The organism is Streptomyces sp. NBC_00154, from assembly GCF_026342835.1.
In the GTDB taxonomy this organism is placed as follows: domain Bacteria; phylum Actinomycetota; class Actinomycetes; order Streptomycetales; family Streptomycetaceae; genus Streptomyces.
The window spans coordinates 92,846-108,653 of sequence record NZ_JAPEMI010000002.1 but is presented as its reverse complement, the minus strand read 5'-3'; the positions used below and the strand labels follow the sequence as shown (position 1 = coordinate 108,653).

The window sequence follows — 15,808 nt, the reverse complement described above, 5'->3', positions numbered from 1 at the left end:
GGATAGGTGACGTGAACAGCGGTCTGCGACATGACGACCGGCCTCCGAATACGGTGCCACCGGTGATGCGCGCTGTTCACCCCAAAATGCGTTGACGCATTCGCCCGGGCTTCGGCACACGGTGCTCCTGCGCACCGCTCGCCGGCGGCCGCCCGATCAATGAAGCGGCCGCTTCTCCATTTTTCTTTCCTCCATCCACTGTGCACGCCTTGCCACATGCATCCCTATGTCTCAATTCGCAGGCGGCTGGGGCTGTTCCATCGCATCAGCCGGAGGGCCGACCACGGCAGCAAAGCCGCCCACCAGCGGCTGAACCGCCAGAAGGGGCGGCCTGAACCCGGCGCGCAGGCCGCCCCTTTCCCGTACACCCGGCTCCGGAAGGCACCCACCATGATCGAACTCCTGCCGCACCAACTTCCCTCACACGCACGCTGGTTCCCTGCCGGAGCGCCGGGTCCGGCGGCCCTGGCCGAGCATGTCCTGACCACCGGAATCGGCCGCTTCTGGGCCGACCACGCCGTCCAGCCGCGCGCGATCGCCGTCGACTGCGCCGCCCATGTACTGCTGCGTGGCGATCCCGGCGCACTCGTCCCCGCGGAACTCGCGCCGCTCGGCTCGCGCTACATCGAGGCACCTGCCCGATTCCTTCCCGCCCTCGGCGCTTCCTTCGACCGGATCATGCCGTGGGAGCGCATGGTCTGCGTACAGCAGGAGGAGCCGACCTCCGTTGCGCGCACCCCCAAGGGCGTGGCCGTACGCCGCATCACCGCCGCCGATGCAGGCGCACTCGCCGTGCTCGGCCCGGGTGCTGCCTGGATACATGCCAGCTGGGGCGGCCCGGCCGGGCTCGCCGCCTCCGGGCACGCCTGGGGCGCCTTCCGCCAAGGCGAAGCCCTCGCCGTGGCGTGCACGTACTTTCTCGGCAGCGCGTACGAGGACCTCGCCGTCGTCACCGCCCCCGACCATCGCCGCCGGCAGCTCGCCCTCGGTTGTGTCACCGCACTCTGCGCCGACGTCACGGCACGCGGCCACACCCCCAGCTGGAGCTGTTCGCGCCACAACAGAGCCAGTCGGCTGCTCGCCTGGAACGTCGGCTTCCGCCTAGTACGCGAATACGTCCACGATGCCACCGGCGCACCGGCCGTCCGCGGGATATCGGGGACGAGAATCCCTGCCTGAAGCCCCACCCGGCACACGCGGCGGCGCCGTAGAACGTCCGGTGGCATCCCTCGACTCGGTGATTCCGCCCGTGTAGCAGAGCAGGGTCGAGCCGGGCGGGATGGAAAAGCTGTCGATCGGGAAGGCCCAGTCCCCCAGCGTGATCACCCCCAGGAGGCGCCTCCTCCGAGGGCTCGAGGACCCTGGCCGTCCCGTGCACGTCGAGGCACCGACGGGGATCCACAGAACTCTGCTCTGCTGCGCCACTTCCCCACGCTCCGTGGAAGGCGCTCGCGCCGCATCCGGGACAGCACGAAATGTGTACAGGCGGCCGTCGTGGCGTGCGCGCCGTCCCATGCGGATGCGAAGTGCGGCACAAGTGGCGACGCTGGAAGTGTCAGGGTGAACGCACCGAGGAGGACCCATGTCCATGATGGACAAGATCAAGCACATGCTGAAGGGCCACGAGGACCAGGCGGGCAAGGGCATCGACAAGGCGGGTGACACCATCGACGACAGGACCCAGGGCAAGTACACCGGCCAGGTCGACACCGCTCAGGACAGGCTCAAGGGCCAGCTCGGTTCGGACCGCGGCCAGGACCAGCCGCCGCAGCCGCCGCAGCCGCCGCCGCCGCCGCAGGCCTGACCCTCACAAGGCCGTTGCACCGTCAATAGGCCGCTGCCGCCTCGCCTGCTCATGTCGTGAGCAGGCAGGGGCGGCCGGATGTCCGGCCGATTCCCACGCGGTGTGGTCGAGACCCCTCTCAAACTCGTCCGCGCCGGCTGGGCGACCTGGGCAGACGTCGTGGAAGAGACGCTGCGCCCGGAACCGACCGCCAGACACATCCCGCTGCGGAATGCCGTCCGTGACATAACGCTGCCCCACGGCCGATCCGCGAGGGCGAAGCGATCCTCGCATCGTTCGCCGCGGCGAACCGGCGCGCGGAGGGAGCGCCGACGCAGGCGTTCGACGTGTCCCGCACCGCCGAGGAGCACCTCGCCTTCGGGGACGGCGGGCATGGCCATGCGCGGCGCCCCTTCTCTCCAGGGGCGCCACATGTCCCGGCATCGCTTCCGCGAGCCGCGCCCGCGGGCGACGGCTCAGCAGATCCGGGGCAGCTGCTCCCCGATCGGCAGGTCGACCACGCGCGTCCCGCCGAGCCCGGTGCGAGCGACGACCATGCCTGGATGCGCCTCCACCGCCTCGCCGATGACGGCCGCCCCCGCTCCCAACGGATGCGCCCGCATCGCCTCCAGAACGGCTTCGGCGTGCTCCCGGGGGACGAACGCGACGAGTTTTCCCTCGTTGGCCACGTACATCGGGTCCAGGCCCAGGATGGCGCAGGCGTTGGCCACGGCCGGCGGGACCGGGATGTCGCGTTCCTGGAGGACGACACCGGTGCCGGAGGCCGTCGCGATCTCGTTGAGCGCCGCGGCCAGCCCCCCTCGTGTGGGATCGCGCAGGACATGGAGGTCGGGGGTGACCGCGAGCATGGTCTCCACCAGCCCGCCCAGGGCCGCGCAGTCGCTCTCGATCTCCACGCCGAACTCCAGGCCCTCGCGCACACTCATGATCGCCACGCCGTGCACGCCGATCGCGCCGCTGACGATCACGACGTCGCCAGGGACCACCCGCTGAGGACGGAGGTCGACGCCGGCCGGGACCAGGCCGATCCCGGCGGTGTTGATGAAGATGCCGTCGCCGTGTCCGGCGTCCACGACCTTGGTGTCACCGGTCGCCACCTCGACGCCCGCCGCACGCGCGGCTGCGCCCAGCGCGTTGGCCACGCGTGCGACGACCGAGACCTCTACGCCTTCCTCCAGGATGAAACCGCAGGAGAGGTAGGCGGCCCGGGCGCCGCTCATGGCCAGGTCGTTGACCGTGCCGTTGACCGCGAGGTCGCCGATGCTGCCGCCGGGGAAGAACAGCGGCCGCACGACGTACGAGTCGGTGGAGAAGGCCAGCCGGGCGCCGCCCAGCGATACCACGGCCGAGTCGGTCAGTTGCGCGAGCACGTCGCCCCCGTAGCCGGGCGCGAAGACGTGCTGGACCAGTTCTGCCGAGAGTGCCCCGCCGCCGCCGTGGCCCATCACCACCCGCGGCTGGTCGCGCAGCGGTGCCGGGCAGGTCCATGCCGTGAGGTCGAGTACCGGCGGCTCGCCGGGAGCGGCCGTGCCGGTGGTGTTCAGTGCTTCGGTCGTCTCAGGCAACGGGGCTCGTCTCCCTGGCTGCGGTGGTGATGTCCAGTCGCCGGTAGAGGTAGTACGCGGCACAGGCGCCCTCGCTGGAGACCATGGTGGCCCCGAGCGGGTTGCGCGGAGTGCAGGTGGTGCCGAACGCCTCGCACTCGTGGGGCTTCAGAAGTCCTTGCAGGACCTCACCGCTTCGGCATGCGGCAGGCTCCTCGGTGTGGATGCCGGTGACGGAGAAGCGGTACTCGGCGTCGTAGTCCCGGTAGCGCGTGGAGAGCCGCCAGCCGCTGTCGGGGATGGTGCCGATGCCGCGCCAGGCACGGTCGGTGACTTCGAAGACGTCGTCCAGCATGGCAAGCGCCGCGGGGTTCCCTGCCGGGTGCACGGCGCGTGGGTACGCGTTTTCCACGGTGTGCTCGCCGCGCTCCAGTTGCAGGACGGTGCGCCGTACGCCTTCGAGGATGTCCAGCGGTTCGAAACCGGTGACCACAATGGGCACCTGGAACCGTTCGGCCAGCTCCGGGTACTCCCGCGTGCCCATCACGCTGCACACGTGACCGGCGGCGAGGAAGCCCTGCACCCGGCAGCTCGGCGACTGCATGATCGCCTCGATGGCCGGGGGGACCCGCACATGGGACACCAGGAGGCTGAAGTTCGCGATGCCGAGTCTGCGTGCCTGATACACCGTCATGGCGTTGGGCGGTGCGGTGGTCTCGAATCCGATCCCGAAGAAGACCACCTCGCGATCGGGGTTCTGCTGGGCGATCTTCAGGGCATCGAGTGGCGAGTACACGACCCGCACGTCGCCGCCCTCGCTGCGGACCCGGAACAGGTCACGGCCGGTTCCCGGTACCCGGAGCATGTCCCCGAACGAGCAGAAGATCACCTCGGGGCGGGAGGCGATGGCCAGCGCCTTGTCGATCACCTCCAGTGGCGTGACACAGACGGGGCAGCCCGGACCATGAATCAGTTCGACCTGGTCCGGCAGGAGTTGATCGATGCCGTGCCGGATGATGGTGTGCGTCTGTCCGCCGCAGACCTCCATCAGCGCCCAGGGCCGGGTCACCACGGAGTGGATGTCGTCGAGCAGTCGGCGCGCCAGGTCCGGGTTCTGGAACTCTTCGATGTACTTCACTGCTGAACCTCCTGCGGTGCGTCGGCGCCACCGGACCCGGACGTCAGGCCGGCCTCCGCGGCCCGTTCCCATGAGTCCCCGAACTCCTCCTGGAGCAGGCCCAGCTCGGCGAAGAGTTCCAGCGTCTTCCTGGCCGACTCCTCGTCCAGCCGCTGAAGGGCGAACCCCACATGGACGATGGCGTATTCACCGACCTGGAGATCCGGCAGATACTCCAGGCACACCTCTTTGACCACACCGCCGAAGTCGACGGTGGCCATCCGCGTACCGTCACGCTCCTCGATGTCCATCACTCTGCCGGGTACCGCCAGGCACATGGCTGCTCCTTGCTGTGGGGGGCGTTGCCCGGCTCTGCCGGGCCGGACGTCAGTCGGCGGCTGCGCCGGTTCGCGCCGCTGCGTTGCGGGTGGCCACCATGAGCTGGCCGAGCGCCAGTCCGCCGTCGTTCGGGGGGACCTCGCGGTGGCGCAGGACGGTGAAGCCGTTCTCGTTCAGCGTCCGGGCGCACCGGGAGGAGAGCAGGGTGTTGGCGAACACGCCGCCGGTCAGAACCACTTCGTGCAGGCTGTGCTGCTCGCGGGCTGCGACGCACACCTGGCGCACGATGTCCGCGACGGCCGCGTGGAAGCGTGCGGCGACCAGTGTCGGCTGTACACCGGCGCGCACGTCGTCGACGACGGCTGCGAGTACCGGTGAGGGGTCCATGACCAACGGCTGTCCGTCGCCCGGGACCGCCGGGCGCAGCGCGAAGCCGTAATCGGGTCCGGGGTCCGCGGCGGCGCCGACCGCGGCGGCCTCCAGTTCGACGGCGGCCTGGGCTTCGTACCCGGCGCGGTGGCAGACGCCCGCCAGCGAGGAGACTGCGTCGAACAGCCGGCCCATGCTGGAGGTGGGAACGCAGTTGAGGTTGCGCTCCAACTGGCGCAGCAGCACGTGTCGTTCGTCCGGTGGACAGGCTGCCGTGCAGGGCAGATCGTCCGTCCAGCCGATGCCCGCCGCGTACAGATGTGCCAGCGCCATCCGGTAGGGCCGGTGTACGGCGGCGTCGCCGCCGGGCAGCGGCGCGTACGCGAGGTGTGCGAAGCGGTGACAGGCGTCGTAGTCGGCCAGCATGATCTCGCCGCCCCACACCGCTCCGTCGTCCCCGAATCCGGTGCCGTCGAACGCGACGCCGATCACTCGACGGCTGCCGTCCCGGCCGTGCTCGGCCATCGCGGCGGCGATATGGGCGTGGTGGTGCTGTACGCGCACCACCGGTCGGCCGTCGGCCCGGCGCAGCGCCCACTGGCCGGTGCGGTAGCGGGGATGCCGGTCGGTGGCCAGGAGGCCGGGCCGCACGCCGGTGAGGGTCTCCAGGTGCTGTTCGGCGCGTGCGAAGGCGTGCTGCGTGTCCAGGTCGTCCATGTCGCCGACATGGGCGGACAGCCAGGCCCTGCGCTCCTCGGCGAGGCAGAAGGTGTTCTTCAGGTCGCCGCCGGTGGCGAGGGTCGCAGGCACCGGGTGGGGCAGGGTGAGCGGCAGCGGGGCGTAACCGCGTGAGCGGCGTACGATCAGCCGCTCCCCGTCGCAGACGCGTACCACGGAGTCGTCGCACGGAACATGGATCGGGCGGTCGTGCGTGAGCCAGGCGTCGGCCAGGTGAGCGAGCCGCTCCAGCGCCTCGTCGTCGTCCGTGACGATCGGTTCACCGGCCACGTTGCCGCTGGTCATGACGAGCAGGCGCGGTCCCGGCGGGTCACCGGGCAGGCCGAGCAGCAGGTGGTGCAGCGGGGTGTACGGGAGGATGACGCCGAGGTCGGGGCTGCGTGGGGCGACGGCATCGGTCGGCCAGGGGGTGCGGGGGTCCGGCTGGGCGCCGGCGCGCCGCCGCAGCAGGACGACGGGCCGGACACCGCCGGTGAGCAGGGCCCGCTCCTCGCCGCCCACATGCACGAGGTGCGCGACGTCGTCGATGTCCCGGGCCATGATGGCGAACGGTTTGTCGCCTCGAGCCTTCCGGCGGCGCAGCAGGGACACCGCGGCGGAGTTCTCGGCATCGCAGGCGAGGTGGTAGCCGCCGAGCCCCTTGACCGCGAGGACCGCACCGTCCGACAGCAGCCGGCGTGCCTCCGCGACCGGGTCGCGTCCGGCTGCGCACTGCGCGGGGGCGGTGCGGTCCGGCCGCCCGACGAGCAGTCGCAGCCGGGGGCCGCAGGCGGGGCAGGCGACCGGCTGGGCGTGGAAGCGCCGGTCCGCGGGGTCGGCGTACTCACGGGCGCAGTCGGCGCACATCGGGAAGCGGGCCATGGTCGTGTGCGCGCGGTCGTACGGCACCGCGGTGACGATCGTGAACCGGGGCCCGCAGTGCGTACAGGTGATGAACGGGTGGCGGTGGCGCCGGTCGGCCGGATCGGCCAGTTCGATGAGACAGTCGGCGCAGGTGGCCGCGTCCGGGGAAACCAGTGTGCGGGCCGGTCCGCCGGTGTGGGAGTCCACGATGCTGAAGCGGGATCCGCCCGCGGCCGGGACCTCCGTGTGGTCGACGGAGTCCACCCGGGCGAGCGGGGGTGCCTCCGCCGCGATCCGGTCGCAGAACAGGGCGACGGCGGCCGGGGCGCCCTCGACCTCGGCGACGACCCCTTCGGTGGTGTTGGTGACGTGTCCGGCCAGGCCCAGTCCGGTGGCCCGGGCGTACAGGTAGGGCCGGAATCCGACACCCTGCACGACGCCGCGGATCACGACCCGTCGGCGCTCCACGGCTCCCGCGAGGGCGGCGGCGCCGGGCTGTGGGGTCGTCACGAGCGGTACTGCGCCGTGGAGTCGGGTGCTGTCGTCATGACGAGCGGCTCGTCGGGGTGCGCGTGTGCGTGCGGGCCGGTGTGGGGGTGTTCGTGGGTACCCAGGTCCGGATGTGTGTGCGTATGCATCCCGGTGTGCGCGTGGGTGTGGGTGTGGGTGTGCGAGCCGCCGTGCGCGCCGTGGTCAGGATGGGTGTGGGTGTCGTCGTGCGTGCTCATGTCCCCGTGGGTGTGGGTGTGCTGCTGGTACGGGTGCTGCCGGGCCATCACCGGTGTGTGGACCGGGGTGCCGTCACCGGCGGCCAGGGCCCGGTCGAGCAGCGTCCCCACCCCTTCACCGCGGCGGGCGGCGGTGAGCACCACTTCCACACCGGGGTTGACCTGCTGGACATGGGCACGGAACGCGGCCTCGTCGAAGTCGACGGCCTCTGCGATGTCGGTCTTGGTGACCACGACGAGCTGGGCCAGTCCGAATGCGGTGGGGTACTTCAGCGGCTTGTCCTCGCCTTCCGTCACGGAGGCGAGGACGACCCTGAGGGTCTCCCCCAGGTCGTACGAGGCAGGGCAGACCAGGTTGCCCACGTTCTCCACGAAGAGGATCCGGGTCCCGTCGGGCAGCCAGTTGTCGAGGTGGCGGCCGAGCATGCCGGCCTCCAGGTGGCAGAGTCCGTCGGTGAGCACCTGCTTGACGGGGGCGCCGGACCGGGCCAGGCGTACGGCGTCGTTCTCGGTGGCGAGGTCTGCGGTGAGTGCGGCGACCGGCACTCCTCTTTCGCGGGCCCGGCCGAGTTCGCGTTCCAGCAGTTCGGTCTTGCCGCTGCCGGGGCTGGAGAGCAGGTTGACGACGGTGGTGCCGCGGGCCGTGAGCCCGGCTCGCAGGCTGTGCGCCGTCGCGTCGTTCTTGGCGAGTACCGCCTGCTGCAGGTTGACTTCACGGCACATCGTTCAGTGCTCCTGGGAGATCGGTTCGCGGGTGTGTTCGGGTGCGGGGCCGTCCTGCCAGTGCACGCTGAGGATCTGCAGCTCGCGACCCGACAGGAGTTCGGCGGTCGCCTCGCCGCAGACCGGACAGCACAGCTGTGGCGGCATGCCGACCGCCCATTCGTCCGCGCAGGGGACGCACCGCGCGCGGGCCGCCACGGAGTCGATGACGAGTTCGGCTCCTTCCAGGACGGTCCCGGCGCAGGCGAGTCCGAAGCAGAAGGACAGGGCGTCGGGGACGACTCCGGCCAGTTCCCCGACCTGGAGCCGGACGGACCCGACCGAGGTGGCTCCACCTGCCTGAGCCGCTTCTGCCACCTGGTCGACGACGGCCATGGCGATCGACATCTCGTGCATTGGTTCTCCGTCCTGCACTGCGTCATTACAGCGGCGGGTCACAGGGGCCGGCGGACCGGCTCGCCGGTACCCGTGCGGCACATGCACCATTCGGTGCAGCCATGGGCCGGGCCCGGGCGGCAGCTGCCGTCACATGCTGCGCATCCGCAGATAGCGCCTGACGTCGGGCAGGATCTGCGCGACTACGGCGGCGACAGCGACGGCGCTCAGGCCGCAGACAAGAATCTTCTTCATGATGGTGGGTTCCTTCTGCATCAGTTCATGACAGGTCCGGCCGCCGTCCGCCGGGCGTCGGCCGGACGGTCGGCTGCTTGTACGAGGTCCAGGACCATCCGCACGGCATGGGGCACCGCTGCGGCCACGGGGGCGCTCAGCCCGATCCCTTCGTCGACACTCTCGGGTTCGCAGCCGACGACGAGCGTGCGCCTCGGCGGTACGGCTCCGGTGCCCGCGCACAGGGTGCCGAGCAGTGCCAGGACGGCGTCGGGGGACATCCGGTGGCCGTCGAGCAGCGCGTTCTGCGGTTCGACGGCTCCGGGTTCGTCGGCCTCGATCAGATACAGGGTCCCCGGGCGGCCACCGCGTGCGGTGGCGTCGATCAGGACGAGGGTGTCGTATCCGTCGAGGAGCTGGTAGGCGAGATGGACGCCCCGTACGCCGATGTCGACCATCTCGACGTCGTCGGGGAGCCGGTGCGAGGACAGTGCGCGCACCGTCTCGACGCCGAAGCCGTCGTCGCCGAGGAAGATGTTCCCGATCCCGGCGATGAGGGTTCTCGCGTGCTGCTGCGCAAGGTCGTTCACGCGTCCTCCAGGGGGGCGACCTCGTCCGGCTGGAAGTACAGGAAGCGCCCTTGCTCGCGGCGGATGTCGGCGCCCGGGTCGCCTTCCACGGTGACCGCGAGGTGCACTCCGCCGTCGACGTCGTGGAGCACTGCTTCGACCTGTGCGCTGCGGCCCTTGAGGAACAGGTCCTGGGCGTCGGTCCGCCGGAGCCCCGGTCGCAGGAGGACGCGGCTGCCCACGCCCACGGACCGTCCGTCCACCAGGATCCGGTCCCGGGCCGGGTCGGCGGTGTCGTCGCTCGCCGGGTCCCACCACGGGGTGTCGGGCCGGAGTACGCCGCGGGTGTCGATCAGGTCCACACCGTCCGGGACCGGGTCCTGAGCGGCGGGCGGGGGCGTGTCGGGTCCGGTGATCTCCCGCAGGGCCCGTACCGCGCCGTGCAGCCGCTCCAGGACCTCGGGAGGCATCGACTCGGCCAGGTCGATGACGGCTGCCGCCCGGGGATCGGTGCCGCGTGCCTCGCGCTTCTCCTGGTCGGTCAGGGCCGCCGTGCGCAGGGCGAGGATCTCGTCGATCTCGGTGGCGTCGTAGAGCGTGCCCGGGCTCTCGGGGGCGATGGCCGGATGGTCCTCCAGGATGATCGGGGACGACAGCATCAGGTCCGCGCGCCCGGGTTCCCCGGCGAGCACCGGCCAGGTGTGCAGGTTGCGGCAGGCCGCGACCGCACCCTTGGCCCATTCGGGCGGGTCCGTCATCGACAGGAACGATCCCGCGCCGAGACCCAGCAGCAGGTGCGCGGCGACCAGCGACCGTGGGAGCGCGGCGTCCCGTTCGGCCTCGGCGGAGTCGGGCGTCCAGGCGGTGGTGTTCTCCACCACCGCGGTGAGCCTCATGACCCGGTAGGGGCCTTCGAGTTCGCGGGCGGACAGCCGCACAGCACCGCTGATCTCCTCGCAGCGGCGGACCAGGCGGCCCACCGTCCGCCCGTCCGCGTCCAGGACGGGTTCGGTCTCCTCGCGGGCGGGCCGGGTGAAGGGGACGGTGACTCCGTCCCCGGCCAGTTCGGCGACGTCCACGACCACTTCGACGCGATCCTCGGCGCCCTCGTCCCACGGGACCAGCACCCGGTCGGCCAGGTCGAGTCGGGTCACGGTCTCGAACGTGCCGTCGTCGAGGGCCTGTTGCACCGTCCGTCGCTGGGCGTGCAGGAACCGTGCCTCGACGGCGAGCGTCGCCCCTGGCTTCGGCTCCATCAGGCACTCGGTGTGCTGGAAGTCGTGCTCCTCGCGATCGGCGCCCCAGCCGGGCGGCACGAGCACCCCGAACTGCCAGCGCAGCCGGTTCTTGGCCGCGGAAGCCCGGTACGGGTACAGCACATAGCCCTCGAAGAGGACGGTGTCGGCGACCTGCCGGGCGGTGGCGAACCGGGACTCCAGTGCGGGCGTGAACAGTGATGCGGTCACGGCGCCGTCCTCTCGGTGACGCGGGGCAGTACGGGCCGGCGCACCGGGCGCTCGGGGGGCGGCGCCCCGGCGGCTCCGGCCAGGTCGATCAGTGCCTGGACGGTCGCCTCCCAGGACGGCAGGGCCTGCCGCGAGCGGAAGGCGAGCAGCGCGTTCATGGTGTCGCGCGGCAGCCGGATCCACCCGCAGCCCGGGAAGTGCTGCTCGATCATGTCCTTCCACACCGCCACCGGCATCCGGCAGGAAGCCTCGCGGTCCCAGGGCACCGGCTCGACGTGGAATCCGCTGTCCCCGGTGAAGGCGGTGCCGGAGAAGAGCAGGAGGAGCGGCGCCTCGCCGTCCTGGAGCGCGTCGAAGTACCGTGCCGCGGCGACGTCCAGGTCGTAGGTGCAGGGCACGACGAGGTCCACCTCGGTCTCGGTCGTGAACGACGGGACCATGAGTGAGACCTGGGCGAACTGCACGGGCTGGAGCGTGTTTCCCCAGCGTGAGCGGTCACCGAAGAGGTCGTGCAGTCCGTCCGCCTCGGCCTGCGCGTAGCCGCGCCGGCCGGGTTCGATACGGATCTGGCAGCGCAGCGCGAGGGCATGCACCCGGGCTTCCGCCGACGCGGTGATGCGCAGCCGGAAGACCAGCGTGGGGCCCGCCGCGTACGGGTCGGCGCGGACTCCGGTGCAGGTGAAGGCGAATTCCGTCACCGCGGCTGCCCCTTCTCCTGGGTCCGGGCGGCGCGTCCCTCGACGTGCGCGAAGAACGCCTTGAGGTCGGCCCTCGCCTCGGCCCCGCCGTCGAAGCCCTGCCAGAGGAGGCGCATGCGTCCCACCAGTTCGTAGCAGATGTCGATCGGTACGAGGTAGCACTCGGCCCGGCCCTCCGTGCGGCGCATCAGCAGCGCCTCGACGTCGGGTTCGAGCAGTGCGGCGAGGCGAGTGGTGCCGAGCACGGTCTGCCAGGTCTCCGGGTCGAGTTCGCTCTCGGTGGCTCCCGCCGGGCTCGGGTAGAGCGCGACCAGCCGGTCCAGCGCGGCGTTGCGGAAGAAGAACGCGACGCCGACCGGAATCTGCAGGAGTTCCCACGCACCGTCGTCGAGACGGTGGTCCGGATCGGAAAGGTAGCGGTCCGGGACCGTTCTGAAGCGTCCGTGGGCTGCGCCCGGCTGCTCGAAGAGCAGGGCGCACGGGGTGCACGCGCAGGCCAGCGCCCGCTTCTCGGTGTCCACGAGATGCCGATGGCCGCCCTCGGTCACGGGCACGCCGCAGAGCTCGCAGCGCTCCTGCCGGGGTTCCGGCGGCGTGGTGAACCTGCGCAGGCCTCGGGAGCGGGCAACGCCCGCCGGGCGCCCGGCGGGCGCATGGGGTGCGATCATGGCGCCTTCGCCTCAACGGCCTGCCCGGCCACGGAAGTTCCGGTCGGCGGACGGGTGGCGATCTGGAGCAGCGGTGGCTCGCGGTCGGTGGTCGAGGACTCCATCTCCACCTGGTTCACTTCCGGTACGAAGCACGCCAGCGCGTCCTCGACGCTGCGCCGGGTCGCCGCGCCCGTGCTCGGGCAGCCGCAGCCACCGCCGTCACCGGCTTCGGACGAGGAGCGCAGCCGCAGAATGCCGGTCTCCTCGTCGAAGCCGACGACCTCGACAGGGTCACGGACGGAGTCGAGGGCGCGCGCGATGCGTGTGCCGATGTCCTCCGGGTGCAGGTCGTGCAGGGCCAGCAGGCTCGACACGAGTTCGTCGTCGAGCAGTGCGGCAAGCGGTCCGCTGCCGGTTCCGCGGTCAGCGGGGGTGCTGAGGCGGTCGACGATACGAGCGAGGCCGGCGCCGTAGAAGTCCATCAGGACCCGCACCAGATCCTCGGCCGCGGCACCCACTTCCTGGTCTCCGATGGCGGTCAGACGGTCGAGCAGCTCTTCGACCCGCTGTCCGGCCTCCACGGCGTCGACGGCTCGCGACGGTGCGACGGCCGACGGGGCGGCGGCGCTCATCCGGCCAGTCCGCTCAGCCCGGTGGGCACATGCATCTGTTTGACGGTCCTGCCGTCGCCCACGTACATGTGCACGCCGCAGGGCAGACAGGGGTCGAAGCTGCGCACTGCCCGCATGATGTCGATGCCCTTGAAGTTCTCCGGAGTGTTCTCTTCGAAGATCGGCGTGTTCTGCACCGCGTCCTCATAGGGGCCGGGGGTGCCGAACGTGTCCCGGGTGCTGGCGTTCCACGGGGTGGGCGGATAGGGGTGGTAGTTGGCGATCTTGCCGTCCCTGATCACCATGTGGTGGGAGAGCACCCCCCGTACGGCCTCCGTGAAGCCGACGCCGATGCTCTCGTCCGGCACGTCGAACTTCTCCCAGGTCTGGGTGCGTCCGGCGCGGACCTCTTCGAGCCCCTTCTCGGCACAGTGCAACGCGATCGCGGCGGCGTACGCCTGGAAGTAGGTGCGGGCGCGATTGCGTTCCAGCGCGTTGCTCCACTTCGGGATCTTCCACTCGAAGGTGGTCTCGGGCTTGGTCATCGTGCGCGGCAGGTTGATGACGACGCTGTGGCCGGTGGCCTTCACATAGCCGACGTCGACGAGTCCGGACAGCGCGGTGGACCAGAGGCGGGCGATGGGACCGCCGCCGGTGTCCAGTGCCAGGTGGTCCTTGCCGTCGAACCAGCGGGGCGACATCACCCAGCTGTACTTGTCGTCGAAGTTCCGCTTCTGCGGGGCGGGGATGGTGTGCTGGTTCCAAGGGTGGCGGGGGTCCACCGGGTTGCCCAGCGGGTCGTGGGTGACGAACTGTTCCTGGCCCTGCCAGTCGTCGTAGTACGAACTGCCGAGCAGGATCCGGATGCCGAGGTTGATCTCGGTGAGGTCGTTGGTGACCAGCTTGCCGTCCACGATCACGCCGGGGGTGACGAACATCTTCCGTCCCCAGTCCGTCATGTTGGCGTACGTGAAGTCGCAGTACTCGGGGTCGTTGAGCGCTCCCCAGCAGCCGAGCAGTACCCGTCGGCGGCCGACCTCCTCGTACCCGGGCAGCGCCTCGTAGAAGAAGTCGAACAGGTCGTCGTGCAGGGGAACGACCCGCTTCATGAACTCCACGTACCGCATGAGGCGGCTGAGGTAGTCCGTGAAGAGCTGGACGGACGCGATCGTTCCCACACCGCCCGGGTAGAGCGTGGAGGGGTGCACATGGCGCCCCTCCATCAGACAGAACATCTCCCGCGTGTAGCGGCTCACTTGAAGAGCCTCGCGGTAGAACTCTCCCTCGATGGGGTTGAGGGAGCGCATGATGTCGGCGATGGTGCGGTAGCCGTGCTCCCCGGCGTGCGGCGCCTCGGTGCGCTCGGCGAGCTCCAGGACTCCGGGGTTGGTCTCGCGGACCATCTTCTCGCAGTAGTCGACCCCTACCAGGTTCTCCTGGAAGATGTTGTGGTCGAACATGTACTCCGCCGACTCGCCCAGGTTGATGATCCACTCAGCGAGGTGCGGCGGCTTCACCCCGTAGGCCATGTTCTGCGTGTACACGGAACATGTGGCGTGGTTGTCGCCGCAGATCCCGCAGATGCGGCTGGTGATGAAGTGGGCGTCCCGGGGGTCCTTGCCCCGCATGAAGACGCTGTAGCCACGGAAGACCGACGAAGTGCTGTAGCACTCCGCGACCCGCTTCTGTTTGAAGTCGATCTTCGTGTGGATGCCGAGACTGCCTACGATCCGGGTGATCGGATCCCAGGCCATCTCGACGAGGCCACTGCCGTCGCCGGCCGCCTTCGTCGTGGGTGCCATTGTGTGTGCCATAACCCTTCTGGGAAGCGGGAGTTGAGGGAGGGTGAGCGAGGCGCGGGCGGGCCTTCCGTCGATCGCGGGGCGGTGGCGCCGGGCGGTCGGTCACCAGGGCGGGCGGTACCCGGTGGTCAGCTTCTTGCCCGTGTGACGCCACTTCGGTTCCTTGTCCACGGTCCTGGCCGTGACCGACCGGAGTCTGCGGATCACCGCCCCGTACGCTCCGCTGGCGCCGACGGAGACCTTGCCGCCGGGCGGTTCGTCCATGAACGGCATGAACTTGTCGGGGAAGCCCGGCATGGTGCAGGCGATACAGATGCCGCCGACGTTCGGGCAGCCGCCGATGCCGTTCATCCAGCCGCGCTTGGGGACGTTGCACTTGACGACGGGGCCCCAGCAGCCGAGCTTGACCAGGCACTTGGGCGAGTCGTACGTCGTGGCGAACTGGCCCTGCTCGTAGTAACCGGCCCGGTCGCACCCCTCGTGCACGGTGGCGCCGAAGAGCCAGGTCGGGCGCAGCTTGTCGTCCAGCGGAATCATCGGAGCGGAGCCCACCGCCTGGTAGAGCAGGTAGGTGAGGGTCTCCGAGAAGTTGTCCGGCTGGATCGGGCAGCCGGGCACGCACACGATCGGAATGCCGGCCTTCGAGGTCCAGTCCCAGCCCAGGTAGTCGGGCACGCCCATGGCACCCGTCGGGTTGCCGGCCATCGCATGGATGCCGCCGTAGGTGGCGCAGGTTCCGATGGCGACGACCGCCAGCGCCTTGGGCGCCAGCCGGTCGATCCATTCACTGGTCGTGATCGGCTGGCCGGTCTCCGGGTTGTCGCCGAAGCCGCACCAGTACCCCTCCTGCTTGATCGACTCGTTGGGGATGGACCCCTCGACGACCAGCACGAAGGGATCGATCTCGCCACGTTCGCCCTTGAAGAACCACTCGATGAAGGTGTCCGCACCGCCCACCGGACCGCATTCGAAGTCGATCAGGGGCCAGTGGACCTGGATCTTCGGCAGGCCCGGCAGCACACCGAGGACGATTTCCTCGATACTCGGCTGCATCGCCGCCGTCAGCGACACCGAGTCGCCGTCACAGCTCAGCCCCGCGTTGATCCAGAGGATGTGGATCGGGGACTCCTCGTCGGCGGCCGCACCGTCTGCCCGGTCGCCGACCGTGTTCGCTGTTGCTGCATCCATGGGGATGTCT

15 protein-coding genes are annotated in these 15,808 nt (G+C 70.4%); 2 read left to right on the top strand and 13 right to left on the bottom strand.

Translation table 11 applies throughout. From position 1 onward, the window contains the following. Positions 1-216 precede the first annotated feature (216 nt). The gene (locus tag OHA03_RS36855; RefSeq protein WP_323181351.1) at positions 217-1,179 is read left to right on the top strand and encodes a GNAT family N-acetyltransferase; all 963 of its coding nucleotides are present in this window, start codon (positions 217-219) and stop codon (positions 1,177-1,179) included. A 403-nt stretch (positions 1,180-1,582) separates the two neighbouring features. Beyond that, the gene (locus OHA03_RS36845) at positions 1,583-1,804 is read left to right on the top strand and encodes an antitoxin (protein ID WP_267008376.1); all 222 of its coding nucleotides are present in this window, start codon (positions 1,583-1,585) and stop codon (positions 1,802-1,804) included. Positions 1,805-2,259: 455 nt separating this feature from the next. On the opposite strand, the gene hypE is transcribed toward OHA03_RS36845, so the two are convergent. The 13 genes from hypE to OHA03_RS36775 all read right to left on the bottom strand — a co-directional run bounded on the left by hypE (position 2,260) and on the right by OHA03_RS36775 (position 15,798). Continuing rightward, a complete protein-coding gene (gene hypE, locus OHA03_RS36835) occupies positions 2,260-3,348 on the bottom strand; it encodes a hydrogenase expression/formation protein HypE (RefSeq protein WP_323181402.1) in 1,089 nt (362 codons plus the stop codon). A gap of 13 nt (positions 3,349-3,361) precedes the next feature. Beyond that, positions 3,362-4,486, bottom strand: a complete 1,125-nt coding sequence (hypD, locus tag OHA03_RS36830) for a hydrogenase formation protein HypD (protein ID WP_267008375.1) — start codon at positions 4,484-4,486, stop codon at positions 3,362-3,364. After that, positions 4,483-4,803 carry a HypC/HybG/HupF family hydrogenase formation chaperone gene (locus OHA03_RS36825; protein ID WP_267008374.1) on the bottom strand — a complete coding sequence of 107 codons (321 nt, stop codon included), beginning with the start codon at positions 4,801-4,803 and terminating at the stop codon, positions 4,483-4,485. Before OHA03_RS36825 ends, hypD begins: the two co-directional genes overlap by 4 nt. Before the next feature lie 49 nt (positions 4,804-4,852). After that, positions 4,853-7,264, bottom strand: coding sequence for a carbamoyltransferase HypF (gene hypF / locus OHA03_RS36820; RefSeq protein WP_267008373.1), 2,412 nt, complete (start codon positions 7,262-7,264; stop codon positions 4,853-4,855). Next, positions 7,261-8,205 carry a hydrogenase nickel incorporation protein HypB gene (gene hypB / locus OHA03_RS36815; protein WP_267008372.1) on the bottom strand — a complete coding sequence of 315 codons (945 nt, stop codon included), beginning with the start codon at positions 8,203-8,205 and terminating at the stop codon, positions 7,261-7,263. The genes hypF and hypB overlap by 4 nt, the downstream gene beginning before the upstream one ends. Positions 8,206-8,208: 3 nt before the next feature. Then, a complete protein-coding gene (locus OHA03_RS36810) occupies positions 8,209-8,601 on the bottom strand; it encodes a hydrogenase maturation nickel metallochaperone HypA (RefSeq protein WP_267008371.1) in 393 nt (130 codons plus the stop codon). A gap of 254 nt (positions 8,602-8,855) precedes the next feature. After that, positions 8,856-9,404, bottom strand: a complete 549-nt coding sequence (locus OHA03_RS36805) for a hydrogenase maturation protease (protein WP_267008370.1) — start codon at positions 9,402-9,404, stop codon at positions 8,856-8,858. After that, complete coding sequence (locus OHA03_RS36800) at positions 9,401-10,849, bottom strand: hypothetical protein (RefSeq protein WP_267008369.1); 1,449 nt, start codon at positions 10,847-10,849, stop codon at positions 9,401-9,403. The genes OHA03_RS36805 and OHA03_RS36800 overlap by 4 nt, the downstream gene beginning before the upstream one ends. Continuing rightward, entirely contained in the window at positions 10,846-11,547 is a 702-nt protein-coding gene (locus OHA03_RS36795; protein ID WP_267008368.1) for a DUF6084 family protein, read from the bottom strand. Before OHA03_RS36795 ends, OHA03_RS36800 begins: the two co-directional genes overlap by 4 nt. After that, a complete protein-coding gene (locus OHA03_RS36790) occupies positions 11,544-12,215 on the bottom strand; it encodes a DUF5947 family protein (protein ID WP_267008367.1) in 672 nt (223 codons plus the stop codon). The genes OHA03_RS36795 and OHA03_RS36790 overlap by 4 nt, the downstream gene beginning before the upstream one ends. Then, positions 12,212-12,829, bottom strand: coding sequence for a hypothetical protein (locus tag OHA03_RS36785; protein ID WP_267008366.1), 618 nt, complete (start codon positions 12,827-12,829; stop codon positions 12,212-12,214). Before OHA03_RS36785 ends, OHA03_RS36790 begins: the two co-directional genes overlap by 4 nt. Then, positions 12,826-14,610 carry a nickel-dependent hydrogenase large subunit gene (locus tag OHA03_RS36780; RefSeq protein WP_267008365.1) on the bottom strand — a complete coding sequence of 595 codons (1,785 nt, stop codon included), beginning with the start codon at positions 14,608-14,610 and terminating at the stop codon, positions 12,826-12,828. The genes OHA03_RS36785 and OHA03_RS36780 overlap by 4 nt, the downstream gene beginning before the upstream one ends. Positions 14,611-14,712: 102 nt before the next feature. After that, positions 14,713-15,798 carry a hydrogenase expression protein HypE gene (locus OHA03_RS36775; protein WP_267008364.1) on the bottom strand — a complete coding sequence of 362 codons (1,086 nt, stop codon included), beginning with the start codon at positions 15,796-15,798 and terminating at the stop codon, positions 14,713-14,715. Positions 15,799-15,808: the final 10 nt, after the last annotated feature.

Bases quoted from the DNA above. Each gene is read 5' to 3' on its own strand.
- OHA03_RS36825 (WP_267008374.1), bottom strand. From the start codon at position 4,803: ATGTGCCTGGCGGTACCCGGCAGAGTGATGGACATCGAGGAGCGTGAC.
- OHA03_RS36810 (WP_267008371.1), bottom strand. From the start codon at position 8,601: ATGCACGAGATGTCGATCGCCATGGCCGTCGTCGACCAGGTGGCAGAA.
- OHA03_RS36790 (WP_267008367.1), bottom strand. From the start codon at position 12,215: ATGATCGCACCCCATGCGCCCGCCGGGCGCCCGGCGGGCGTTGCCCGC.
- OHA03_RS36775 (WP_267008364.1), bottom strand. From the start codon at position 15,798: ATGGATGCAGCAACAGCGAACACGGTCGGCGACCGGGCAGACGGTGCG.
- OHA03_RS36780 (WP_267008365.1), bottom strand. From the start codon at position 14,610: ATGGCACCCACGACGAAGGCGGCCGGCGACGGCAGTGGCCTCGTCGAG.
- OHA03_RS36855 (WP_323181351.1), top strand. From the start codon at position 217: ATGCATCCCTATGTCTCAATTCGCAGGCGGCTGGGGCTGTTCCATCGC.
- hypB (WP_267008372.1), bottom strand. From the start codon at position 8,205: ATGTGCCGTGAAGTCAACCTGCAGCAGGCGGTACTCGCCAAGAACGAC.
- OHA03_RS36845 (WP_267008376.1), top strand. From the start codon at position 1,583: ATGTCCATGATGGACAAGATCAAGCACATGCTGAAGGGCCACGAGGAC.
- OHA03_RS36785 (WP_267008366.1), bottom strand. From the start codon at position 12,829: ATGAGCGCCGCCGCCCCGTCGGCCGTCGCACCGTCGCGAGCCGTCGAC.